22 protein-coding genes are annotated in these 22,291 nt (G+C 67.3%); 12 read left to right on the top strand and 10 right to left on the bottom strand.

Going from position 1 to position 22,291, the window contains the following annotated elements; all coding sequences use genetic code 11:
- Positions 1-84 precede the first annotated feature (84 nt).
- From NQ204_RS17465 to NQ204_RS17445, 5 genes are all read left to right on the top strand, one after another.
- Positions 85-933, top strand: coding sequence for a MurR/RpiR family transcriptional regulator (locus NQ204_RS17465; protein ID WP_116864906.1), 849 nt, complete (start codon positions 85-87; stop codon positions 931-933).
- Between the two features lie 15 nt (positions 934-948).
- The gene (locus NQ204_RS17460; RefSeq protein ID WP_116864907.1) at positions 949-1,710 is read left to right on the top strand and encodes a L,D-transpeptidase family protein; all 762 of its coding nucleotides are present in this window, start codon (positions 949-951) and stop codon (positions 1,708-1,710) included.
- Positions 1,707-3,005: an APC family permease gene (locus tag NQ204_RS17455; RefSeq protein WP_116864908.1), complete on the top strand. Its 1,299-nt coding sequence runs from the start codon at positions 1,707-1,709 to the stop codon at positions 3,003-3,005. Before NQ204_RS17460 ends, NQ204_RS17455 begins: the two co-directional genes overlap by 4 nt.
- A 76-nt stretch (positions 3,006-3,081) precedes the next feature.
- The gene (locus NQ204_RS17450) at positions 3,082-3,426 is read left to right on the top strand and encodes a hypothetical protein (protein WP_164074142.1); all 345 of its coding nucleotides are present in this window, start codon (positions 3,082-3,084) and stop codon (positions 3,424-3,426) included.
- A gap of 193 nt (positions 3,427-3,619) precedes the next feature.
- Positions 3,620-4,798 (top strand): PQQ-dependent sugar dehydrogenase, encoded by a 1,179-nt coding sequence (locus NQ204_RS17445; protein ID WP_256644518.1) that lies wholly within the window; start codon positions 3,620-3,622, stop codon positions 4,796-4,798.
- Between the two features lie 72 nt (positions 4,799-4,870).
- Here NQ204_RS17445 and NQ204_RS17440 read toward each other — a convergent pair whose 3' ends face one another.
- The 4 genes from NQ204_RS17440 to folB all read right to left on the bottom strand — a co-directional run bounded on the left by NQ204_RS17440 (position 4,871) and on the right by folB (position 9,572).
- The gene (locus NQ204_RS17440) at positions 4,871-5,464 is read right to left on the bottom strand and encodes a YdgH/BhsA/McbA family protein (protein ID WP_116864911.1); all 594 of its coding nucleotides are present in this window, start codon (positions 5,462-5,464) and stop codon (positions 4,871-4,873) included.
- A gap of 106 nt (positions 5,465-5,570) precedes the next feature.
- Positions 5,571-7,745: a glycoside hydrolase family 3 N-terminal domain-containing protein gene (locus tag NQ204_RS17435; RefSeq protein ID WP_256644517.1), complete on the bottom strand. Its 2,175-nt coding sequence runs from the start codon at positions 7,743-7,745 to the stop codon at positions 5,571-5,573.
- Positions 7,746-7,883: 138 nt separating this feature from the next.
- Entirely contained in the window at positions 7,884-9,155 is a 1,272-nt protein-coding gene (locus NQ204_RS17430) for a mechanosensitive ion channel family protein (RefSeq protein WP_256644516.1), read from the bottom strand.
- 63 nt (positions 9,156-9,218) lie between these two features.
- A complete protein-coding gene (folB, locus tag NQ204_RS17425; protein ID WP_256644515.1) occupies positions 9,219-9,572 on the bottom strand; it encodes a dihydroneopterin aldolase in 354 nt (117 codons plus the stop codon).
- Between the two features lie 363 nt (positions 9,573-9,935).
- Here folB and NQ204_RS17420 point away from each other — a divergent pair, with 363 nt between their 5' ends.
- On the top strand, positions 9,936-10,589 hold the full coding sequence (locus tag NQ204_RS17420; protein WP_256644514.1) for a hypothetical protein: 654 nt from the start codon (positions 9,936-9,938) through the stop codon (positions 10,587-10,589).
- A gap of 100 nt (positions 10,590-10,689) precedes the next feature.
- On the opposite strand, the gene tsaD is transcribed toward NQ204_RS17420, so the two are convergent.
- Positions 10,690-11,715 (bottom strand): tRNA (adenosine(37)-N6)-threonylcarbamoyltransferase complex transferase subunit TsaD, encoded by a 1,026-nt coding sequence (tsaD, locus tag NQ204_RS17415; protein ID WP_116865448.1) that lies wholly within the window; start codon positions 11,713-11,715, stop codon positions 10,690-10,692.
- A gap of 167 nt (positions 11,716-11,882) precedes the next feature.
- Between tsaD and rpsU the strand changes: the two genes are divergently transcribed.
- The 6 genes from rpsU to NQ204_RS17385 all read left to right on the top strand — a co-directional run bounded on the left by rpsU (position 11,883) and on the right by NQ204_RS17385 (position 17,021).
- Positions 11,883-12,098 (top strand): 30S ribosomal protein S21, encoded by a 216-nt coding sequence (rpsU, locus tag NQ204_RS17410; protein WP_002808376.1) that lies wholly within the window; start codon positions 11,883-11,885, stop codon positions 12,096-12,098.
- 133 nt (positions 12,099-12,231) lie between these two features.
- The gene (locus NQ204_RS17405) at positions 12,232-12,675 is read left to right on the top strand and encodes a GatB/YqeY domain-containing protein (RefSeq protein WP_116865449.1); all 444 of its coding nucleotides are present in this window, start codon (positions 12,232-12,234) and stop codon (positions 12,673-12,675) included.
- 96 nt (positions 12,676-12,771) lie between these two features.
- Positions 12,772-13,692: a YihY/virulence factor BrkB family protein gene (locus tag NQ204_RS17400; RefSeq protein ID WP_116865190.1), complete on the top strand. Its 921-nt coding sequence runs from the start codon at positions 12,772-12,774 to the stop codon at positions 13,690-13,692.
- A 61-nt stretch (positions 13,693-13,753) separates the two neighbouring features.
- Positions 13,754-15,496, top strand: a complete 1,743-nt coding sequence (gene dnaG, locus NQ204_RS17395; protein WP_164074134.1) for a DNA primase — start codon at positions 13,754-13,756, stop codon at positions 15,494-15,496.
- Between the two features lie 25 nt (positions 15,497-15,521).
- On the top strand, positions 15,522-16,022 hold the full coding sequence (locus NQ204_RS17390) for a protein tyrosine phosphatase family protein (RefSeq protein WP_256644513.1): 501 nt from the start codon (positions 15,522-15,524) through the stop codon (positions 16,020-16,022).
- A 27-nt stretch (positions 16,023-16,049) separates the two neighbouring features.
- A complete protein-coding gene (locus tag NQ204_RS17385) occupies positions 16,050-17,021 on the top strand; it encodes a bile acid:sodium symporter family protein (RefSeq protein WP_116865188.1) in 972 nt (323 codons plus the stop codon).
- 88 nt (positions 17,022-17,109) lie between these two features.
- Here the strand turns inward: NQ204_RS17385 and NQ204_RS17380 are convergent, their stop codons facing one another.
- The 5 genes from NQ204_RS17380 to NQ204_RS17360 all read right to left on the bottom strand — a co-directional run bounded on the left by NQ204_RS17380 (position 17,110) and on the right by NQ204_RS17360 (position 22,089).
- A complete protein-coding gene (locus NQ204_RS17380) occupies positions 17,110-17,853 on the bottom strand; it encodes a hypothetical protein (RefSeq protein WP_256644512.1) in 744 nt (247 codons plus the stop codon).
- A 616-nt stretch (positions 17,854-18,469) separates the two neighbouring features.
- Entirely contained in the window at positions 18,470-19,279 is an 810-nt protein-coding gene (locus NQ204_RS17375) for a calcium-binding protein (RefSeq protein WP_256644511.1), read from the bottom strand.
- Between the two features lie 168 nt (positions 19,280-19,447).
- Positions 19,448-20,341 (bottom strand): heme o synthase, encoded by an 894-nt coding sequence (gene cyoE, locus NQ204_RS17370; RefSeq protein WP_108767502.1) that lies wholly within the window; start codon positions 20,339-20,341, stop codon positions 19,448-19,450.
- A 4-nt stretch (positions 20,342-20,345) separates the two neighbouring features.
- The gene (locus tag NQ204_RS17365) at positions 20,346-21,509 is read right to left on the bottom strand and encodes a COX15/CtaA family protein (protein WP_256644510.1); all 1,164 of its coding nucleotides are present in this window, start codon (positions 21,507-21,509) and stop codon (positions 20,346-20,348) included.
- 10 nt (positions 21,510-21,519) lie between these two features.
- Positions 21,520-22,089 (bottom strand): hypothetical protein, encoded by a 570-nt coding sequence (locus tag NQ204_RS17360; RefSeq protein WP_116865184.1) that lies wholly within the window; start codon positions 22,087-22,089, stop codon positions 21,520-21,522.
- Positions 22,090-22,291 lie beyond the last annotated feature (202 nt).

Below are 22,291 nucleotides of genomic sequence, written 5' to 3'. Positions count from 1 at the left end.
AGGGCCGCACCGCAGTAGATCCACGCCATGCGTGGATGCCGTTGCCCACGCCACAGAACGCCTCCCGCCCCCCGGACACCCCGCATGCCGCCCCTGCTGAAAATCCGAACCGAGCGCGGGCAGATGTCGGCCATCGAACGCCGCATCGCCGATTTCATCCTCGACAATGCCCACCTGCTGCGCGACTACTCCTCGCAGCAGCTGGCCAGCGCGCTGGGCATCAGCCAGTCCAGCGTGGTCAAGTTCAGCCAGAAGCTGGGCTTCAAGGGCTACCCGGACCTGAAGTACTCCATCGGCCAGGACGTGGCCCGCGCCGGTGCCGATCCGCAGCAGGCGCCGGACGAACCGGACAAAGCGGATCACTACCTGCGCCTGGGCGATGCCCTGCGCCGCAGCAAGGCCCAGGCCGAGGAAGAAACCCGCCAGGCCAACCCGCGCGAGGAGATCGAACGCATCGTGCAGCTGCTGGACGGCGCGCCCAAGCTGTTCGTGTACGGGCTGGGCGATGACGGCCTGTTCGCGCGCGAATTCGCCATGCGCCTGTCCCTGCTCGGCCTGCTGGTGGTGCCGCACACCGATCCGGTGCTGCTGCTGGCCAACCTGTCGGCGGCACGCCCGCGTGATGCGCTGCTGGTGTTTTCCGAATACGGCAACCTGCCGCAGCTCTCGCAGCTGTCGCGGCAGTTCCAGAACATGGGCGGCAAGGTGGTGTCGATCACCCGCCACACCGCCAACCCGCTGCGCGCGCACGCCGATGCCTCGCTGGGCGTATGCGCCTACGACCGCACGCCGCAGGTGGCGCAGCTGCTGTACCGTAGCGCCATGCATGCCCTGCTCGACTTCCTGTTCGTGCTGCTCTGCCACGCCAATCCAGATCGCCAGCGGCAACTTGCGGTGAACCTGGAACGGATCGACCACCTGCTGGATTCCTGACCGGAGCGCCTGCTGATGAAGCCGCTGTCCCGCCTTGTCACCGCCGCGCTGCTGCTGGCCGCGTCGCTGTCCCTCCACGCGGCGCCGCTGGATGGCGCGCGGCAATTGATCGTGGTCACCAGCGAGGGCTGGGACAGTACCCAGGGCCAGCTACAGGCCTTCGTGCGCGACGGCAAGGGCTGGCGCGCGCAGGGCACGGCCTTCCCGGTGTCGCTGGGCCGCAGCGGCAGTGCCTGGGGCCTGGGCCTGCACCCGGCACAGGGCGACGGCCCGCAGAAGCAGGAAGGCGATGGCCGCAGCCCGGCCGGCGTGTTCGCGCTGGGCAGTGCGTTCGGGTATGCCGGCACGCGCCCCGGTACCGCGATGGCCTACCAGCCGATGCTCGACAGCAGCTATTGCATGGATGTGCCGGCCTCGCCGTTCTACAACCGCATCGTCGATGCGGCCAAGGTCGGCCGCGCCGCCGTGGAAGGCTCCACCGAACCGATGCGGCTGGACCTGCACGGCAAGGGCGATGTGCGCTACCAGGAAGGCTTCGTGATCGCGCACAACCCGCAGAACCAGCCCGGCAAGGGCAGCTGCATCTTCGCCCACCTGTGGCGCCAGCCCGGTGAGGCCACCGCCGGCTGCACGGCCATGCCGCAGGCGCGCATGCAGGCGCTGCTGGATTGGCTGCGGCCGCAGGACACGCCGCGCTTCGTACTGCTGCCGCGCGCCGAGTACGCACGCCTGCAGGCGCAGTGGCAGCTGCCCGCACTGACCGGAGCACGCCCTTGAGCGCCCAGGACGAACCGCAGCTGCAACGCGCGGTCAGCCGCTGGCAGATCGTCGGCCTGTCGATCAACGATGTGGTCGGCAGCGGCATCTACCTGCTGCCCGCCGCCACCGTCGCCCTGCTCGGTCCTTTCAGCCTGTGGGGCGTGGTCGCCGCCGGCATCGTCGTCGCGTTGCTGGTGCTGTGCTACGCGCAGGCCGCCAGCTACTTCGATGAACCCGGCGGCAGCTACCTGTATGCGCGCGAGGCGTTCGGACGCTTCGCCGGCTTCGAGATCGGCTGGATGATCTGGCTGACCCGCATCAGCTCGGCCGCCGCGCTCAGCAATGCGCTGGCCGATGCGGTCGCGCGCTTCTGGCCGTGGGCCGGCGCCGGCATGGGCCGCGTCGCGGTGATCGTGGTGTCGCTGGGCTTCCTCACCGGGGTCAACATCATCGGCGTGCGCTCTGCGGCGCGTACCGGCATCGTGCTGGTCATCGGCAAGATGCTGCCGCTGCTGCTGTTCGTGGCCATCGGCGCGTTCTACATCGACCCGCAGTTGGCGTTCTCCGGCCAGCGCCCGGACCCGCATGACCTGCAGCGCATGGGCGAGGCCGCGCTGCTGCTGCTGTACGCCTATGCCGGTTTCGAAAACATCCCGGCCGCCGCAGGTGAATACCGCAACCCGCGCCGCGACATCCCGTTCGCGCTGATCACCATGATCGTCACCGTCACCGTCATCTACGGTGCGGTGCAGCTGGTGGCGCAGGGCACGCTGGCCGGCCTGGCCAGTTCAGCTACGCCGCTGGCCGATGCCGCGGCCGGTTTCGGTGGCGAAGCGCTGGCGCTGATCCTCACCGTCGGTGCGACCATCTCCATCCTCGGCACCAACAGCAACACGATGATGATGGGCCCGCGCTTCCTGTTCGCCCTCGCCCGCGATGGCTACGGCCCGAAGGTGCTGGCGCAGGTGCATCCGCGATTCCGCACGCCGGCCGCGGCGATCCTCTGCCAGGGGCTGATCGCGCTGGGCCTGGCCCTGTCCGGCTCGTTCGTGCAGCTGGCCCTGCTGTCGATGACCACGCGCCTGTTTGCCTACATCGGCACGGCCGCGGCGGTCCTGGTTCTGGCCAAGCGCTACGCAGACCGGCCGGGCGCGCTGAAGCTGCCCGGTGGCCCGCTCATTCCGGTGCTGGCGCTGGTGCTGTGCGTGGCGCTGTTCGCCAGTGCCAGCTGGCAGAACATCGCCGCCGCGCTGGTCGCCTTCGCCATTGGCGCGGTGATCTACAAGCTGCCGCGCAAGGCCGACGCGACCTGATCTTCACGCAACCGGCCCGGGCGGTTAACCGGCACATGTGCACGATCAAGCCTCGTCCCCACACGGAGCCTGACCGATGCCCGACTACCAGATTCCCGGCCGCGTGCCGGATGACAGCACCCCGCGCGATACCTTCACCGACTACTGGCGCGATCGCTATACCGCTGAGCCCTACTACGACGACACCCTGCTCTTTGACGATTACGAGCCCGCCTACCGCATCGGCCATGCCGCGCGTGCGCAGGAAACGCGGGCTGACCAGATCATCCGCGCCTACGAGCAGGTCGAGGCCGAGCTGCAGGGCCGCTGGGCCAGTGAACGCGGTACGAGCCGCCTGGAATGGGAGCAGGCCCGCGCGGCAGTGCGTCGTGGCTGGGATGACGCCCACGTGGCCGATCCCCGTCTCGTACGCGGTAGCTGATTGCTGCTGCGGTTGATCGTGTAGAGCCGGGCCATGCTCGGCTCTTTTCGTATCCGGCACGCAAGGCCACCGCCTGTAGCACCCGCCCAGCGCTCGGCTGCCGCTGCGCGACAGGACCTTTGGACCACGCGTCTCTTCACTTCAGTGGTGTACAACGGGGCTTGGCCATCCGCATCCCCACCTGGAGATACCCATGACCCGTTCTTCGAAACGTGCGCCCCTGCTGCTCGCCATGGGCCTGCTGCCCATCCTTGCCACCACCGCCTGCAGCGCGGCCGGCCCCGATACGACAGCGGCCGCCCAGACCGCCCCGGCAGCAACCAGCGCCGACCAGCGCCCGTTCACCGCCACCGAGGTCAGCCGTTTCGACCAGCCGTGGGCAATGACCTTCCTGCCCGATGGCAGCCTGCTGGTCACCGAAAAGCGCGGCAAGCTGCAGCACCTGGACCTGGCCAGCGGCCAGAAGCACGAGATCACCGGCGTGCCGAAGGTGGCCTACGGCGGCCAGGGCGGCTTCGGCGATGTCATCCTGCATCCTGATTTCGCCCGCAACAACGTGGTCTACGTCAGCTACGCCGAGGAAGGCACGCTCGACACCCGCGGTGCGGCCGTGGCGCGCGCCACCCTGGCACTGAATGCCGATGGCAGCGGCGCGCTGAAGGATCTGAAGGTGATCTGGCGGCAGACCCCCAAGGTCAGCGGCCAGGGCCACTACGGCCACCGCCTCGCCTTCGGCCCGGACGGCAAGCTGTGGATCAGCTCCAGCGAACGCCAGAAGTTCGATCCGGCCCAGGACATGAGCGGCAACCTCGGCAAGATCATCCGCCTCAACGACGATGGCAGCGTGCCGGCGGACAATCCGTTCGCCTCGCAGGGCGGCGTCGCTGCCCAGGTCTGGTCACTGGGCCATCGCAACGTACTGGGCATCGCCTTCGACGCCAACGGCAAGCTGTGGGCCCAGGAAATGGGCCCGGCCGGCGGCGACGAACTGAACCTGATCCAGCGTGGTGCCAACTATGGCTACCCGATCGTTTCCAACGGCGACCATTACGACGGTCGCCCGATTCCCGACCACGACACCCGTCCGGAATTCGCCGCACCGAAGGTCACCTGGAACCCGGTGATCTCGCCGGCCGGCCTGATGTTCTACAGCGGCAGCCTCTTCCCGCAGTGGAAGGGCAGCGCCTTCATCGGCGGCCTGTCCTCCACCTCGCTGGTGCGGGTGGCCTTCGATGGCGAGAACGCGCGCGAAGCAGAGCGCTTCAACATGGGCGAGCGCATCCGCGAAGTGGAACAGGGCCCCGATGGCGCACTGTGGCTGCTGGAAGACGGCAGCAAGGCACGCCTGCTGAAGCTGACCCCGAAAGCCTGACCCCGGTAGTGGCGGCCGCTGGCCGGCATCGCCCCTACCCAACGGCCCCGCATCACGCGGGGCCGTCTGCATTTACTGGATGGTGCCGACCTTCACCTCGGTACGGGCGCAGGCCTTGTCCAGGCACTCGCCGGTCAACCACACCTGGCCATCGCCGATCATTACGCCCTGCTGGTTGACGAAGACCTTGCCGAACTCCTGCTCGGACATCGCCTTGACCACTGCCGGGGTGATGATCTTTTCGTAGTTGCGCTGGAACTCGCCCGGACCGGTGATCTTCTTGCCACCGGCGATGTTCAGCGGGAAGCGCACTTCCTCCACCACCGCGGCGCGGTCACCGCCGACCACGGCGGTCTTGAATGCATTGAAGACCTTTTCGTACTGCGCCGAATCACCCAGCACGGCGTCGATGCGCGCATGCACGTCGCCTTCTGCAGCGGGTTCGACAGTGCCAGAAACGTCATTTGGCGCCGCTGGTGCAGCGGTTGCGGTCGCGTCGGCGGCCTGCGGTGCGGCAGCGGCATCGGGCGTGGTGCTTGCGGCAGCTTCGGCCGGCGTGGAACCGGTCATCGGCGGCGGCGCGTCGGCAGAAGGCTCGGCCGGCGGCGCCGGCTGCGAACAGGCGGCCAGCAGCAGGGCCGGAATCAGGAAAGCAATCTTGCGCATGGCGCGGACTCCATCGGATCAAGGTCCGATGGTAGCGCCGGGCCACGCCCGGCGTGTTTGCCATGAGTGAGGACGCCGGGCATGGCCCGGCGCTACCACTCCGGGATCAGGCCTTCAGCAGCTCGAACTGCACGGCTTCGCCGGCGGCCGACGAGGCACACACCCACAGGTCGAACTGGCCGGGCTCGGCACGCAGCACGCCGTCGCGGCCGGTGAACGCCAGCTGCTCGCGGGTCAGGCTGAAGCTCACTTCAATCGACTCGCCCGGCTGCAGGGCGACCTTGCGGAAGTCCTTCAGCTCGCGCACCGGCCGCACGCGGCTGGCCACGCGGTCGTGGATGTACAGCTGCACCACTTCCTCACCGGCCACGGCGCTGGTGTTGGTCAGCGTGGTGGTCACGGTCAGGGTGTCGTCCCAGCCCAGCTGGGCCGCGCTCAGCTGCGGCACGCCGTAGGCGAACGTGGCGTAGCCGATGCCGTGGCCGAACGGGTACAGCGGCTCGTTCGGAATCTCGCGCCAGCGTGCCTTGAACTCCGACATGGTGGGCAGTTCCGGGCGGCCGGTGCGCGGGTGGTTGTAGAAGTACGGCTGCTGGCCGGACACCTGCGGGAAGCTGACCGGCAGGCGGCCGGACGGGCTGTAATCGCCGAACAGCACATCGGCCACGGCATGGCCGGTCTGCGTGCCCAGGTACCAGGTGACCGCCAGGGCATGCGCATTGCGCACCGCACCCTGCAGGGCCAGCGCGCGACCATTGCGCAGCAGCACTACCAGCGGCTTGCCGGTCATCGCCACGGCCTCGGCCAGCGCCTGCTGTGCCGGCGGCAGGGTGATTTCCACGCGCGACTGCGCTTCACCGCTGTAACGCTGCGGTTCGCCCAGGGCCAGCACCACCACGTCGGCGCGCAGCGCAGCGGCCACGGCCGCTTCGGTGCCACCCGGAATCGCGGCTTCCAGCTCGCTGCCCGGCACGACTTCCAGCAGCGCTTCATCGCCGATGGCGGCGCGCACGCCGGTTTCCAGGTCCACGTAGCGCTGCTTGTCGCCGAACAGGGTCCAGCAGCCTTCGATGTTCTCGCGGTCCTGCACGAACGGGCCGATCAGGGCGATCTTCTGCCCGGTCTTCTGCAGCGGCAGCACGTTGTCGCGGTTGTTCAGCAGCACGATCGAACGGCGCGCGGCATCGCGCGACAGCTCGTCATGTGCGGCAATGTGCGAGGTATCCGCTTCGCGCGCCGGGTCCAGCGAACGGTACGGATCGTCGAACAGGCCGATGGTTTCCTTCAGCCACAGGATGCGGCGCACGCCTTCATCAAGCACGGTCATCGGTACTTCGCCGCTCTCGACCAAGCCCGGCAGGTGCTCGGCGTAGAAGCCGCTCTGCATGCTCAGGTCCAGGCCGGCCGTGAAGGCCTTGGCGGTGGCGTCGCGGTCGTCGGCGGCATAGCCGTGCGCGACCAGTTCCATGTCGGCGGTGTAATCGGAGATCACAACGCCCGGGAACTTCCACTCACCACGCAGGATGTCGGTCAGCAGTTCGGCGTTGGCGCTGGCCGGCACGCCGTTGATGTCGTTGAACGAGGACATCACGGTGATGGCGCCGGCGTCGAAGGCGGCCTTGAACGGCGGCAGGTGCACGTCGCGCAGGGTCTGCGGCGAGATGTCCACCATGTTGTATTCCATGCCGGCCATCACCGCGCCATAGGCGGCGAAGTGCTTGGGCGTGGCCAGCAGCGAATCGGCGGCGCGCAGGTCGCCGCCCTGGAAGCCACGCACGCGGGCGGCGGCAAAGGCGCAGCCCAGCACCACGTCCTCACCGGCACCTTCTGCACCACGGCCCCAGCGCTGGTCGCGGGCGATGTCCACGGCCGGTGCATAGGTCCAGTGCAGGCCGGCGGCGGTGGCCTCGACGGCGGTGGCACGGGCGGTGCGCTCGGCCAGGTCCGGCTCGAAGCTGGCGGCTTCGCCCAGCGGGATCGGGAACACGGTGCGCATGCCGTGGATGACGTCGGCGGCCAGGATCACCGGGATGCCCAGGCGGCTTTCCTCGGTGGCGACCTGCTGGATGCGGCGGCCCAGTTCGGCGCCCACGCCGTTGAACAGCGAGCCGACCTTGCCTTCGCGCACCTGCTGCAGCACCTGGTCGGCGTTGCGCACGTTGGCTTCCGGGTTCACGTCCGGGGCGAACGGGCGGACCATGTCCGCGAAGACACCCAGCTGGCCGACCTTTTCCTCGACGGTCATCTGGGCAATGAGGGATTCGATGCGATCGGAGGCCACCAGCTGTCCTTATGAAAACGTTTACAAGCCCGGCATTCTAGCGTTCCCGGGCCATTTGGCGAGAGGTTTCGTCATTCAGTTTCGTGCGCCCGCCCACAGTCTGGGCGGTCCATACGGGGGCGGACGCGAGGGTGGAGCTTACTCTGACCCGGCCAGTGCGCGCTGCCCTGCCATCAACATGGCATCGCTGGAGGCCTGGAAGACCCGCAGGCCAAAGGCCGGGAGGATCGCCAGCAGGTGGTCGAAGATGTCCGCCTGCACCGCCTCGTACTCGCCCCAGGCGGTGCTGCGGGTGAAGCAGTACAGCTCCAGCGGCAGGCCCTCGGTGGTCGGCTGCAGTTGGCGCACCAGCAGGGTCATGTCCTGATGGATGCCGGGGTGGTTGCGCAGGTAGCGCTCCACATAGGCGCGGAAGGTGCCCAGGTTGGTCACCCGGCGGCTGTTGACCTCGGCCACGCCCTGCTCCCGCAGGCGCCCGTTCCACTGCTCCAGCTCCTGCGCCTTGTCACGCAGGTAGTCGCCCAGCAGGGCGAACTGGCCCAGCCGCTGCAGCTCGTCCGCGCCCAGGAAGCCGACGCTGTGCTGGTCCAGGTACAGCGCGCGCTTGATCCGGCGCCCGCCGGCCTCCTGCATGCCGCGCCAGTTCTTGAACGACTCGGTCACCAGCTTCTTGGTCGGGATGGTAGTGATGGTCTTGTCGAAGTTCTGCACGGTGATGGTGTGCAGGGCGATATCGATGACATCGCCGTCGGCGTTCTGGCTGGGCATCTCGATCCAGTCGCCGAGGCGAACGCGGCCATCGCCACTGATCTGCACGCTGGCCACCAGCGACAGGATGGTGTCCTGGAAGATCAGCATCAGCACCGCGGTGGCCGCGCCCAGGCCGGTGACCAGCGGACCAATCTTCACCCCCAGCAGGGTGGCAACGATGGACAACCCGGCTGCCACATAGACCACGATCTTGACCACCTGCAGGTAGCCCTTGATCGGTTTGTTGCGCGCGTCTGGCTTGCGCTCGTACAGGCTGTTGGCTGCATCAAGGGCATGCGAGAAGGCCATGGCCAGGGTAAGCACGGCCCACACGATGCACAGCTTGACGATGACGTTGACCAGGCCCGGCGGCAGATCAGGAATGAGGGCGACGCCGGAGGCGATCACCTGGCTGGGCACTACATTCGACAGCCGTGAGATCACCCGCATCAGGTGGCTGCCACGCCCCGATTCGGCACCCGGGAGGCGCTGCAGCAGTCGCCGCAGGCCGCGCACCAGGATGCGCTTGGTGACCCAGTTGGCCAGACCGGCGGCGACCAGCAGCGCCGTGATCATCAACGCCAGATAGGCGCCGGGATAGGGTTCCAGTGTCTTCTGCAGCTGTTCCAGCCACTGTACCGCCACCACCGCATCCACCATCGGTTGTCTCCTTCTTTGTTTCTGTTGGGGTTGAGGCTGCCGGCCAGCGGCCGGCACGACCGGTCAGGCGCGCGAGCGCTCGATGATCACGCCCACCGCGCGCGCGCCGCGCACCGCACCGGGCTTGCTCAGCTTCAGGCGAAGCCACTTCACGTCGAACTCGTCCAGCACGATCTGCGCGCAGCGCTCGGCCAGGGTCTCGACCAGGCCGAAGTCCGATTCGCGCACGAACTGCTCCAGGCGCTTGCTCACCGCCTTGTAATTCAGGGTATGGGCGATGTCATCGGATGCGGCCGGGCGGCGGTTGTCGAAGCCCATTTCCAGGTCGAACACCAGGTCCTGCCGGATCCGCCGCTCCCAGTCGTAGATGCCGATCAGGGCGTCGATCGTCAGCCCTTCGATGAAAACCTTGTCCATTGCAGGTACCAGCCGGATACAGGCGGCCATGGTAACGGCACGGCGGTGAGCCTGCCCGGAACGGGCGGCGGTGCGGGTGGGGTGCGGCAAGGGCGGGAAAGACAAAGGGCCCTGCTAGCGGGGCCCTTTGGTACCTCTCAACGTCCCCAGGGGAAGCTGGAATCCAGCCGCGAGTCCCGGAGCACACGCCGCAAGGTTAGGAGTGCCACCCGGCCCAGTCAATTGGCAAATGCGTCAAGGCAAACAGTCGGGTGAAAAACCGAGCCGTTTCACAAAGAACACTGACGAGCATGCCGCCGTTTCCTGATGTTCCTGCCTCGTTCCCAGAGTCAAGGTGAAGCCACATCCCCTCGGAGTGAGCTGATGAAGGAAAGCAGGATCCTGCAGGCAGCGCTATCCCGCCAGAGATGGTCGACCTACGAGCGCATCGCGTCTCGTTGCGTAGCCGATCCAGCCACGCTCTATGCCTGGAACATGCAGATGTGTGGTGCTCTCCTTCCACCGTTGCACATCTGCGAAGTCGTGATCCGCAATGCAGCCGCTACGGCGCTGGTGCATCGTTATGGTCAACGCTGGCCCTGGCATCCAGCGCTACTGCGCAGCCTTCCTGCCGAAGGCGCGCTTGCCTCGCTATGCGATGTCCGCGGCAGCGCTGGAGCTCCGCGGGATGTGCCGGAGGTCATCGCCAAACTGCGATTCGGCTTCTGGCAGCAGTTGTTCGCTCGGCGGTTCGAGCATTCGATCTGGGCCGGGACCATGGGCCTGGCGCTGCCACACGCACCCTCGGTGCCGCTGTCCGTCCTGCGTCGTTCCATCCATGCCGACCTCGACCGCATCCGTCACCTGCGCAACCGCATCGCCCACCACGAACCCATCCTCGAGCGCGACATCGGTGCTGACCTGGCCGCGATCGGACGGCTGATCCATGCGCGCTGCCCGCACACCCTGGCGTGGCTGCAGCGCCATGAGCGAGCGACAACGGTGCTGGCGGCATCGCCGTTGGGTTCCTGCCGGTAGCGTCGAGCCATGCCCGACTACATCACCGTCTTTGTAGCGTCGAGCCATGCTCGACTGCATCAATAGCAGTCGAGCATGGCTCGACTCTACAGACAGAGGTTCACACTGCCGGCAGGGTCGCCATGTCCCAGCGCGGGGTGACTTCCACCTTCGGCGGGTTGTGCTGGCCGGCCTGCAGGCGCAGCGCGCCGGCGAAGGCGATCATCGCGCCGTTATCGGTGCACAACGCCGGACGCGGAAAACAGGCGCGGCCGCCCAGGCGCTCGGCCATCTGCTGCAGGCGGGCGCGCAGGCGCTTGTTCGCGCCAACGCCGCCGGCCACCACGATCACGTTGGTGCCGGCCGCTTCCAGCGCGCGCTCGCACTTGATCGACAGGGTCTCCACCACCGCATCTTCAAAGCCACGGGCGATGTCGGCGCGGGTCTGTTCGCTCTGGTCGCTGTCGCGCCAGGCCATCAGGACCTGGGTCTTCAGGCCGGAGAAGCTGAAATCCAGCCCCGGGCGGTCGGTCATCGGCCGCGCGAAGCGGTAGACGCCCGGCGTGCCCTGCTCGGCCAGCCTGGCCAGCTGCGGGCCACCCGGGTACGGCAGGCCCATCATCTTGGCGGTCTTGTCGAAAGCCTCGCCGGCCGCATCGTCCAGGGTCTCGCCCAGCAGGCGGTACTGGCCAATGGCGTCCACCGCCACCAGCTGGGTATGGCCGCCGGACACCAGCAGGGCCACGAACGGGGCTTCCGGCGGGTCGTCTTCCATCAACGGGGCCAGCAGGTGGCCTTCCATATGGTGTACGCCTATCGCCGGCACCTCCAGCGCCCAGGCCAGAGAACGGGCCACGCCCGCGCCGACCAGCAGGGCGCCGACCAGGCCTGGGCCGGCCGTGTACGCCACACCGTCGATGTCGCCCACGCCCAGACCGGCCTCGGCCAGGGTCTGGCGCACCAGCGGCAGCAGCTTGCGGACGTGGTCGCGGCTGGCCAGCTCGGGCACCACACCGCCGTACTCGGCGTGCAGGGCGATCTGGCTGTAGACCGCATGGGCGCGCAAGGCCGCGCTGCCGGCCAAGTCGGTGTCATACACCGCCACGCCGGTCTCATCACAGGAAGATTCGATGCCAAGGACTCGCATGCCTGCTATTATGACGCCCCTGCCGCCCCCTCGGGGGGACAGGCAGAATCCATAGCACGCAGACGACTTGCCCGTATTCAGGGTTGGGCGCTTGCAGTTTGTCCATTCGCCGCTATAATGTGCGGCTCGCCGGGCGTGACCCGGTTCTACTGTGTCCCGGAGATTCCATGCCCAGCGTCAAAGTCCGCGAGAACGAACCCTTCGAGTTTGCTCTTCGCCGCTTCAAGCGCACTTGCGAAAAGGCCGGTGTGCTGGCCGAAACCCGCAAGCGCGAGTTCTACGAAAAGCCGACCCAGGAGCGCAAGCGCAAGGCCGCCGCTGCTGTGAAGCGTCAGCTGCGCCGTTCCTCGCGCGACGTCACCAAGCGTCAGCGCCTGTACTGATCGGACGCATCTTCATTGCGATGGGCTTGCCTGTCGCAGTGGAGCCGAAGCCGGCACGCGCAAGCGTCGCCGGCTTTTTGCGTTTCCGGGTTCGGGCATCCGCCCCTGCCCCACCACCACCACGAGGTTCCTCATGAGCATGAAGCAGCAGCTCACCGACGACATGAAGGCCGCCATGAAGGCGGGCGAGAAGCACAAGCTGGGCGTGATCCGCCTGATCAACGCCGCCATCAAGCAGAAGGAAGTGGACGAGCGTGTCGAGCTGGATGACACCGCCGTCATTGCCGTGCTGGACAAGATGGTCAAGCAGCGCAAGGACTCGGTCAGCCAGTACGAGGCGGCCAACCGCGAAGACCTGGCCGAGATCGAGCGCGCCGAGATCGTTGTGATCGAAGCCTACCTGCCGGCCAAGATGGGCGAAGCCGAGATCGTGGCCGCCATCCAGGCCGCCATTGCCGAGACCGGTGCCACCGGTGCAGCCGACATGGGCAAGCTGATGGGCGCACTGAAGCCCAAGCTGGCCGGCCAGGCCGACATGGGCCTGGTGTCCAAGCTGGTCAAGCAGCAGCTGTCGTAAGCCTGGGTTTCTTCCGGTAGCGCCGGGCATGGCCCGGCGCTACCTCTGCCTGTCTGCTTCACCACGCCTTCGACCCCCGGCTGCTACAACACCGGCATGGTTGAACACGCGTCTACTGTCCCCGTGAATCTACGCAAGTACGTCCAGCGCCTGCAGGACAGCTTTCCCATGGCCGTCGGCAAGCGCTTCGTCGAGATCGACGTGCTCACCCAGGCCGCCTCGGTCTCCTTCTACGCCCTGCTCTCGATGGCACCACTGCTGGTGCTGCTGCTGTGGCTGACCGCTTCGCTGTACCCCCCCGCACAGCAGGCCCTGGTCGGACAGATCAGCGCCGCCGCCGGCAGCAGCGCGGCCACCGTGGCCGAAACCGTGCTGAAGAACGCCGACAACCAGCCAGACGTCGGCTCGCTGGCCGGGCTGTGGAGCACCCTGCTGCTGTTCATCGGTGCCACTGCGGTGTTCGCCCAGCTGCAGAACGCACTCAACCTGATCTTCCGCACCAGCGGCGAGCGGCTGGAGGGCATCAAGGCCTGGCTGCGCAAGCGCGTGTTCTCTTTCGGCGTGGTGCTGGCGCTGGGCTTCCTGCTGATCCTGTCGATGACCGCCACCACCATGCTGCAGGTGGCCTTCGCCCAGTTGCCGTCCATCCTGCCGGCCATCGGCTATCTCACCAGCCTGCTGCTGTACGCGATCGGCTTCGCCTTCATGTACCACTATCTGCCGGACCGCCGCGTGGCCTGGCGCCAGGCCTTCATCGGCGGCGTCATCACCTCGGCGCTGTTCGCGCTGGGCCGCTATGGCATCGGCGTCTACATCGCCACCGTGGCCCCGGGCAGTGCCTACGGTTCGATGGGCGCACTGGTCATCTCGCTGGTCTGGATCTACTACGCCACCGTGGTGTTCTTCGTCGGCGCACTGATGACCGCAGTGATCGATGAACGCCTGCGTGCCCGCAACCACCTGGCCGCTGCCGGCATCGACCCGGCAGAGGCCGGTCCGGTCACCGCCAGGGAGTAAACTAGGCGGATTGATCGTTCCGCCTCGCGTGGCCACTGGCCGCGCCCCTGCCCTGTTGCCCATGGCCCGTATCCCCGACGCTTTCATCGACGACCTGCTGGCCCGCTCCGACATCGTCGAGGTGGTGGGCAGCCGCGTGCCGTTGAAGCGCCAGGGCAAGGAATACGCGGCGCGCTGTCCGTTCCATGACGAGCGCTCGGCCTCGTTCACGGTCTCGCCCACCAAGCAGTTCTATCACTGCTTCGGCTGCGGCGCGCACGGCACCGCCATCAGCTTCCTGATGAACTACGACCGCCTCGAATTCCTCGATGCGGTGGATGAACTTGCCAAGCGCGCCGGCATGGAAGTGCCACGCAGCGAGAACCCGCGCAACGCCCAGCAGCAGGACGACAGCCGCGAACTGTACTCGGCGCTGGATGCGGCGACGAAGTTCTTCCAGAAGAACCTGGAAGGCAGCGAGAAGGCGCGTACCTACCTGGATGGCCGCGGCGTGGACGAGGAAAACCGCGCGCGCTTCCAGATCGGCTATGCGCCGGACGGCTACAGCGGCCTGCGCGATGCGCTGGGCAAGGACGAGCGGCGGATGAAGCTGCTCGACCGCGCCGGCCTGTTCTCCAAGAACGACCGCGGCCACGTCTACGACAAATTCCGCGACCGGGTGATGTTCCCGATCTTCGACCGCCGTGGCCGCGTCATCGCCTTCGGTGGTCGCGTGTTCGAGAAGGACGACGGCCCCAAGTACCTCAACTCGCCGGAAACCGCGCTGTTCCACAAGGGCCGCGAACTGTACGGCCTGTGGCAGGTGCGCCAGGCCAACCAGAAGATCGAGCGGCTGATCGTGGTCGAGGGCTACATGGATGTGGTCTCGCTGTTCCAGTTCGGGGTGACCCAGGCGGTGGCCACGCTGGGAACGGCCACCACGCCGGACCACGCCGAGCTGCTGTTCCGCAACGCGCCGGACGTGTTCTTCTGCTTCGACGGTGACGCCGCCGGCCGCCGCGCTGGCTGGAAGGCGCTGGAATCGGTACTGCCGCGCATGAAGGACGGCCGCCAGGCGTTCTTCCTGTTCCTGCCCGATGGCGAGGACCCGGACACCATCGTGCGCAAGGAAGGCGCCGAGGTCTTCAACGACCGCCTGAAGCAGGCCACGCCGCTGTCGCAGTTCTTCTTCGATGAACTGACCCGCGAGATCAACCTGGGCACGCTGGACGGCAAGGCGCGCCTGGCCGAGCGGGCCAAGCCGATGCTGGCGCAGATTCCCGATGGCGCCTTCGGCGACCTGATGAAGCAGCAGCTGGCACAGCTGACCGGCCTCGGTGGTGGCAACGCCGCGGCCGCGCGCGCACCGATGCCGCAGCGCGCGCCGGCGCGTCAGATCCAGCCCATCGCCAAGCGCAGCCTGGTACGCGGCGCCATCGCCGTGCTGCTGCAGCAGCCCTCGCTGGCGATGAGCCTGGGCGGCAAGCACCACTTCCAGGGCCTGCGCCTGCCCGGCGTGGAGCTGCTGCTGGAACTGCTGGGCCTGGTTGAACAGCGCCCGGACATCAGCACCGGCGCCCTGCTGGAACATTTCGACGGCCGCGAAGAACAGGCCTCGCTGCACACGCTGGCCGCGCAGACCATGCCCGGCGACGAAGCGATGTGGACCCAGGAACTGCACGACGCTGTGGCCCAGCTGGAGAAACAACTGCTGGTGCAACGTCTGGACGAGCTGTTGGCAAAGCAGCGCCAGCAGGGCCTGGACGATACTGACAAGTACGAACTGCGCGAACTGCTGAAGGCCCGCGCCACCCTGCGCCTGTAGCGGCAGCCCCACACACGGAGAGAGCATGCTGCTGCGCCTGATCTGCCTGCTGTTGCTGTCACTCTGCACGACCCTGCCCGCCTGGGCCGGGGACACGCCGCTCAACGAAGTCCGTCCCGGCCTGTATGCCGGTGGCCAGCCCAGTGCCGCGCAGCTGCAGGCGCTCGCCGCGCAGGGCGTGCGCACCGTCATCGACCTGCGCCAGCCCGGCGAGGACCGTGGTTTCGACGAGACTGCCCAGGCCGAGGCACTGGGCCTGCGCTACGTGCGCATCCCGGTGGCCGGCGCCGAGGGCCTGGATGCGGCCAACGTGCGCGCTGTGCACCAGGCACTGCAGCAGAGCCAGGGCCCGGTGCTGCTGCACTGCGCCTCGGGCAACCGCGCTGGCGCCGTGCTCGGCCTGGTCAATGCCCGCTACGAACACGCCAGCCCCGAGCAGGCCCTGCAGCTGGGCCAGCGCGCTGGCCTGACCTCACTGGAAGCGGCCACCCGGCAACGCCTGGCCGCACCCACCTCCCCTCCCTGACCCCCTGTAACGAGGAGCCTGCCCACCATGACCCGCTGGTGGTCGCGCCTGCGACCGGACAACTTCACCCTCGCCCTGCTGTGCACCGTCGGCCTGGCCTCGCTGCTGCCGATGAAGGGCGCCGCCGCCATCGTGCTGGACGACGTCACCACCGTGGCCATCGCCGCGCTGTTCTTCCTGCATGGCGCGCGCCTGCCGCGCGAATCGATCATCGGCGGCATGCTGCATTGGCGGCTGCACCTGACCATCCTCGCCTGCACCTTCATCCTGTTCCCGCTGCTGGGCCTGCTGTTCAAGCCGCTGTCGGGCTGGCTGCTGACGCCGGAGCTGTATCTGGGCGTGCTGTTCCTGTGCACCCTGCCCTCCACCGTGCAGTCGTCCATCGCGTTCACCTCGATGGCGCGCGGCAACGTGCCGGCGGCGGTGTGCAGCGCTTCGCTGTCGAGCATCCTCGGCGTGTTCCTCACGCCCCTGCTGCTGACCGCGCTGGCCGGTACCTCCGGCGGCGTGCACGACCCGCTGCATGCCATCGGCGGCATCATGCTGCAGCTGCTGGTGCCGTTCGTGGCCGGCCATCTGCTGCGGCCGTGGATTGCCGGCTGGGTGGAAAAGCAGCGTGCGCTGCTGCGCTACACCGACCAGGCCACCATCCTGCTGGTGGTGTATTCGGCGTTCGGCGAAGCGGTGACCGAAGGGCTGTGGAGCAAGACGCCGCTGCTGTCCCTGTTCGCCGTGGCCGTGGTGGCCGCCGTGCTGCTGGGCATCGCGATGCCGCTCATCACCTTCCTCGCCCGCCGCCTGCGCTTCAACCGCGAGGACGAGATCGCCATCGTGTTCTGCGGCTCGAAGAAGAGCCTGGCCACCGGCGTGCCGATCGCCAAGGTGTTGTTCGCCGGTGGCAGCCTGGGCGCCATCGTGCTGCCGGTGATGATCTACCACCAGATCCAGCTGATCGTCTGCGGCGTGATCGCGCAGCGGTATGCGAAACGCGCGCCCTGATTGGGCGCGCGGGTTTTTGAGGGAACTCCGTCCACGCATGGCGTGGATCTACTGTAGAGCCGAGCCCATGCTCGGCTGGTTGCCGCCGCTAATCCACGATGGCTGCTGCGATGTCGTGCAGCACTCGGGCATTACGCTCCACGTCACTCCCCTTCTCGCCCGTGGCGATAAGACTGTAGGTCTTGCTGCCCCCCGTCCAGGTAAGCTCCACGCGTGTACGGCCGGCACCATCCACGGTCTTCCCGATATATGCGGGCGCGCCATTCACCCTGGTGTTCTGCGCCTCCGCGATGACCTCGATCTGCATGCCCGCAGCGACGAAGTTGTTCTCGCTGAACTCCACGATGCCGACACCCTCCAACCGGTAGAAGCGGCTCAAGCACGAAGACGTTCCTCCATCCAGCCTGCCACTGGGCTCCATGCCGATCAGCTCCGCCGGTCCCAGCAGACTGCCTTCCAGCGTACTGGGTGGCTGCGCCAGGCGCTGGCGTAGTTTCGATGCCGAACGGTGGGTGCGGGGCAAGGCAGCCAGCATTGCCGCCTGTGTTGGGATGTTCCCTGCTGCAACCTGCATGACACCGTTGGATCGTTCGATGTCCACGCGAAGCTGCTGCTTCACCTCTTCAGGGGCGTCCAGGTCTGCCAGTTTCACCATCTGGTAGCTGCCCACACTGGCGGACGATCTTCCCATGGGTGAGGCCTCCTGCATTGCAGCCTGCATGGCGCGTTGGTGCAGCCAGTTCCCTACCGCATTGGGAACAGGTTCATCCTGGGATGCTTGGGCTGACATCGACATCGCCAGCGAGAGGGCAAAAAAACAAACACTCTTCATGATGCTCACCACTCCGAAAGTTGGCGATCGACCGCACTCGTGGATTGCGTAAATACGCGTCCGCCCAGCACCCATGTGTGATATCCGTGAACAACCATTCGTTCTGGATCACTGCCATCACCTGCGTAAAAGCGCCAGGAGTAGAGTCCGTTGTTACGCGCGCCGAAGGCATGCTTCGGCTCAATGTTCCCCGAGTGGAACGTGCCTGGTTACGGCCGATCCCTGAAAATTGCGAAACTGGGGCCGCTCGTAGGTCACCGATTCGTTGATGAATCCAATGCAGTTGGCCCGACTCAGTGCTTTTACTTCTGCTGCCGCATTACCCGCAAGGCACGCAAGTGCGGCACCTAGAACGATGGGCAGAGAAACATTGCTTCTCATTGATTGCTCCACAGAAATGCGAGTCATCTCGCCAGTCCTGTGTATCCAGTTTGGATCGCGCCGTTGGGCGGGCAACTACGTATCTGTGACCCATCGCTCGCGGCACGTTGGCAGCGCGGCAAGTCCCTACGGCGTGACAGCTTGGTTACCTGGCAAAGTGCCGCACCCAGCGAGCAGAAGCCGACATCGAATGCACCGGGTTCGGCGGGAACCCCCATCCACGCATGGCGTGGATCTACTGCTGGTCCAGCGTGCCGACGCTCAGTTCCGGCATCCAGACCCAAAGGTCGTACTCGCGCCCGGCATCGGTATCGACCTCAGGCCCGCGCGCCGGCTGATCGCGTATCGGCAACGCCTTGCAGCGGTCCAGGCAGGCCCATAAATGGCCGCGCTGCGCTTCCAGCCGCACGCTGTACATATCCAGATCCCGCAGCAGCGAAGCCATCGGCTGTGTCTGCATTTCCGGCGGTGCACCTGCCGGCCGCTGCAGCATGGCGTGTACGTTTCCGGTCAGCACCAGCATGCGCGCGCCCTCCGGCAGGCGCCGGTACAGCCGCCGCAGCTCGGCCGCCATGCGGTCATCGCGTGCCTGGTTGCCGCCATCGCTGTTGTCCACGTCATAGCCAACCAGGTCGATAACGCGGCCCTGTGCCTTCAGCGCGCGCAGGTCTTCGATCAGCGCCAGCATGTCGCGGCTGCGACGCCCATCGTGCTGGTCATCGCGTACGGTCCAGAACGCACGGCCGTGCAGGCGCTGGCGTGCAGCGGTCCCGCCATCGGAAGCCAGGTAATCGCGCAGCATGGGGGTCTCGGCACGCGGTAGTTCCAGCGCCAGCAGTACCGGCGCGCCGTTGCGGCTGTAGTCATCCACCAGCTGCCGCACCAGCAGCGGTGTCTCGCGTGTGCCGTGGAATTCGCCCAGCACCAGCATGCGGTGGTCGGCGGTGTGCTGGCGGATCTGCGCGGCAGTATCGTCGGCATGCGCGGTCACGGCCATGCCCAGCGCCAGCATCAGCGAGGTGGTCCAACGGAAGATCGAATGCATCCCTGCTGCTTCCTTTCCCTGGGGTCAGGAACAGCAATGGCGACGCCGAGACGGCGGTTCAAGGTGATCCACGCCATGCGTGGATGTCCGCGCGATCAGGCGGGGGTCAGAGCCCCTTCGGGGATCCGACCCTCAGCCGAGCATGGGCTCGGCTCTACAGTCGGCGCCTCACATCCAGGGCAGGATCCAGTGGTCCACCAGCAGGAACGCGAACAGCGCCATCAGGTACACGATGGAGTAGTGGAACATCTTCATCGAGAACAGCTCGTCCGGCGGGTTCAGCATGCGCCAGGCGTACCAGAGGAAGACGGCATTGAGCACAATCGCGCCACCCAGGTAGAACGGGCCGCTCATGCCCACCAGGTAGGGCACCACGCACACCAGCGCCAGCACCACCGAATACACCATGATCTGCTTGCGCGTGTGCACCACGCCATGGGTGACCGGCAGCATCGGGATCTTCGCCTTGGCGTAGTCCTCGCGGCGGAAGATCGCCAGCGCCCAGAAGTGCGGCGGCGTCCAGATGAAGATGATCAGCACCAGCAGCGACGAGTACGCCCAGTCCGACGAACCCTGCATGCCGGTGATCGCCGCCCAGCCCAGCATCGGCGGCATCGCGCCGGCCAGGCCGCCGATGACGATGTTCTGCGAAGTCGCGCGCTTGAGGTACACGGTGTAGATCACCGCGTAGCCGATCAGCGAGGCGAAGGTCAGCACCGCGGTGATCCAGTTCACCCACAGCAGCAGGATCGCCATCGACAGCACGATCAGCACGCCGGCAAACACCAGCACCTGCCACGGCTTGACCTTGCCCACCACCAGCGGGCGCCACGAGGTGCGCGCCATCTGTGCATCGATGTGCGCATCCAGCAGCTGGTTGATGGCCGCAGCGGCCGAGGCGGCCAGCCAGATGCCGAGGAAGCCGAGCGCACCGGCGCGCACCTGCTCCCAGCTGGGCACGCCCGGAATTGCCAGGACCATGCCGACCAGGGCGGTGAAAACGATCAGGGCCACGACCTTGGGTTTGGTCAGGTCCCAGTACTGGCGATATCTGGAAAACATGGAATCAGTCCGGGGCACGCAGGCGGGCCAGCAGGCTGATCAGTACGAACAACAAGGCAACAGCCACGCCGTTGTGGGCCACGGCCACTTCCAGCGGCAGGGCCAGCTTCACGTTGAGGATGCCGAGGGTGACCTGCAGCACCAGCAGCGCCACCAGCGCGCTGGCCCAGCCACGCATGCTGGGCACGCGGAACAGGCGCAGGCCCAGCCACAGCAGGTAGGCAGCAACGACGATCGCGAACAGGCGGTGTGCCATCTGGATGGCGATGCGCGAAGCGCCATCCAGCACGCCCCCTTCGTAATCCACGCCGATGCCGCGCCACAGGGTGAAGCCCTCGGCGAAGTTGTGCTGCGGCCACCACTGGTTGGCACAGCGCGGGAAGTTGTCCAGCGAGGCGCTGCCACCGCCGCAGGCCAGCGCGGCATAGTTGGCACTGACCCAGCCGCCGAGGGCGATCTGGGTGACCAGCACCGCCACGCCGATGCGCAGCAGCCACTTCAGCTTGGGCGCTTCGGCCAGGGTGATCGGCAGGTGGGTGGCACGCCAGGCCATCCACACCAGCAGCGCGAACATCAGCATGCCGCCCAGCAGGTGGCCCATCACCACGATGGGTTTCAGCAGCAGCGTCACCGTCCACATGCCCAGCAGGGCCTGGAAGATCACCACTGCCAGCGTGAGCAGCGCAGCGCGCGCCAGGTCGATGTTGCTCCAGCGCAGCGCGGCGATCAGCAGGATCGCCTCACCGGTCAGCGCCAGGATGCTGGCCGTGCCGTGCCAGCCCATCATGTACAGCGGTATGCCGGCGGCCACCAGTACGCAGGCGGTCACCACTGCCGTGCTTCCGAAGCGGCGCTTGCGGGTGGCCAGCAGGGCAAGGGTGAGGATCTCGATGCCCAGCGCGCCGGCCAGGAAGCGGTGCACCTGCTCGCGCCAGGCCTTGTGGGTTTCCAGCGGGCGGATCTCGGCGGCCGGGTGGCCGATGGTCTCTTCCACGTGCTGCGGCCAGGTGGCCTGGCCATAGCAGGTCGGCCAGTCCGGGCAGCTCAGGCCGGCATCGGACAGGCGGACGAAGGCGCCGAACATGATCGTACTGGCGGTCATGATCATGGCGAACCACGCCAGGCGGTGGAAGTTGCGATGCAGCGCCGGACGCGCGGAAAGGCTCATCAAACAGGACTCACTTCAGTTTCAGCAACGTGGCCATGTCCTTGCGCAGGCCACCCAGGTCGGAACCGGGAGCATGGCGCATGATCACGAAGCCGTTCGGATCGATCACGTAGACCGGCAGTCCCGCCGGATCATCGACGCCCGGCAGGGCCGCGCGCAGGGCTGGCGACGGGGCCAGCGGCCGCAGCGCGGGCAGCGAGGCGATCGACGCCGGTGGCGTACCCAGCCACAGGATCTCGACATTATCGGCGTTATGGCCGAACAGCTGCCACACCTTGCCCAGTCCCTGCGACAAAGTGACGCACTGCGCGTCGCAGACGCCAGCCGGGGCCACCAGCAACCGCCAGGTCCGCGCTTCGGGGTTCCAGGGGTAGGCCTGGCCGTTGGCGAGGGTGGGCGCCTGCTGGCGCAGGTCGACCGGCGGCTGCAGCAGCTGCCCGGCATTGCGGTGCCCGGTGGGCTGCCAGCCGGTGAAGCGCAGCACGGCGGCCAGCGCCATCGCCCCGAAGAACACGGCGAACAGCAGCACCAGGGTCCGGCGGCCGGAACCGCGCGCCTGCGGGGAGGTAGCAGTGTTCATGCGGGGCATTTTCTCATGGTTGGGAAAGGGATGCCGGTGGTGGGGGGGGGGGGGGGGGGGGGGGGGGGGGGGGGGGGGGGGGGGGGGGGGGGGGGGGGGGGGGGGGGGGCGGGCGGCCCCCCCCCCCCCCCCCCCCCCCCCCCCCCCACCCCCCCCCCCACCCCCGCCCCCCCCCCCCCCCCCCCCGCGCCCCACCCCAGCG

This window comes from Stenotrophomonas testudinis (assembly GCF_024499815.1).
GTDB lineage: Bacteria > Pseudomonadota > Gammaproteobacteria > Xanthomonadales > Xanthomonadaceae > Stenotrophomonas.
This window is presented reverse-complemented; position numbering and strand designations above follow the sequence as displayed.

What these genes read in the sequence shown, in the direction of transcription:
- NQ204_RS17385 (WP_116865188.1), top strand. Translation starts at nt 16,050, where the DNA reads ATGACCCGCTGGTGGTCGCGCCTGCGACCGGACAACTTCACCCTCGCC.
- dnaG (WP_164074134.1), top strand. Translation starts at nt 13,754, where the DNA reads ATGGCCCGTATCCCCGACGCTTTCATCGACGACCTGCTGGCCCGCTCC.
- NQ204_RS17360 (WP_116865184.1), bottom strand. Translation starts at nt 22,089, where the DNA reads ATGAACACTGCTACCTCCCCGCAGGCGCGCGGTTCCGGCCGCCGGACC.
- NQ204_RS17430 (WP_256644516.1), bottom strand. Translation starts at nt 9,155, where the DNA reads ATGGTGGATGCGGTGGTGGCGGTACAGTGGCTGGAACAGCTGCAGAAG.
- NQ204_RS17460 (WP_116864907.1), top strand. Translation starts at nt 949, where the DNA reads ATGAAGCCGCTGTCCCGCCTTGTCACCGCCGCGCTGCTGCTGGCCGCG.
- NQ204_RS17465 (WP_116864906.1), top strand. Translation starts at nt 85, where the DNA reads ATGCCGCCCCTGCTGAAAATCCGAACCGAGCGCGGGCAGATGTCGGCC.
- rpsU (WP_002808376.1), top strand. Translation starts at nt 11,883, where the DNA reads ATGCCCAGCGTCAAAGTCCGCGAGAACGAACCCTTCGAGTTTGCTCTT.
- NQ204_RS17375 (WP_256644511.1), bottom strand. Translation starts at nt 19,279, where the DNA reads ATGCATTCGATCTTCCGTTGGACCACCTCGCTGATGCTGGCGCTGGGC.
- cyoE (WP_108767502.1), bottom strand. Translation starts at nt 20,341, where the DNA reads ATGTTTTCCAGATATCGCCAGTACTGGGACCTGACCAAACCCAAGGTC.
- NQ204_RS17400 (WP_116865190.1), top strand. Translation starts at nt 12,772, where the DNA reads ATGGTTGAACACGCGTCTACTGTCCCCGTGAATCTACGCAAGTACGTC.
- NQ204_RS17420 (WP_256644514.1), top strand. Translation starts at nt 9,936, where the DNA reads ATGAAGGAAAGCAGGATCCTGCAGGCAGCGCTATCCCGCCAGAGATGG.
- NQ204_RS17450 (WP_164074142.1), top strand. Translation starts at nt 3,082, where the DNA reads ATGCCCGACTACCAGATTCCCGGCCGCGTGCCGGATGACAGCACCCCG.
- NQ204_RS17440 (WP_116864911.1), bottom strand. Translation starts at nt 5,464, where the DNA reads ATGCGCAAGATTGCTTTCCTGATTCCGGCCCTGCTGCTGGCCGCCTGT.
- NQ204_RS17380 (WP_256644512.1), bottom strand. Translation starts at nt 17,853, where the DNA reads ATGAAGAGTGTTTGTTTTTTTGCCCTCTCGCTGGCGATGTCGATGTCA.
- NQ204_RS17365 (WP_256644510.1), bottom strand. Translation starts at nt 21,509, where the DNA reads ATGAGCCTTTCCGCGCGTCCGGCGCTGCATCGCAACTTCCACCGCCTG.
- tsaD (WP_116865448.1), bottom strand. Translation starts at nt 11,715, where the DNA reads ATGCGAGTCCTTGGCATCGAATCTTCCTGTGATGAGACCGGCGTGGCG.
- NQ204_RS17405 (WP_116865449.1), top strand. Translation starts at nt 12,232, where the DNA reads ATGAGCATGAAGCAGCAGCTCACCGACGACATGAAGGCCGCCATGAAG.
- NQ204_RS17390 (WP_256644513.1), top strand. Translation starts at nt 15,522, where the DNA reads ATGCTGCTGCGCCTGATCTGCCTGCTGTTGCTGTCACTCTGCACGACC.
- NQ204_RS17445 (WP_256644518.1), top strand. Translation starts at nt 3,620, where the DNA reads ATGACCCGTTCTTCGAAACGTGCGCCCCTGCTGCTCGCCATGGGCCTG.
- folB (WP_256644515.1), bottom strand. Translation starts at nt 9,572, where the DNA reads ATGGACAAGGTTTTCATCGAAGGGCTGACGATCGACGCCCTGATCGGC.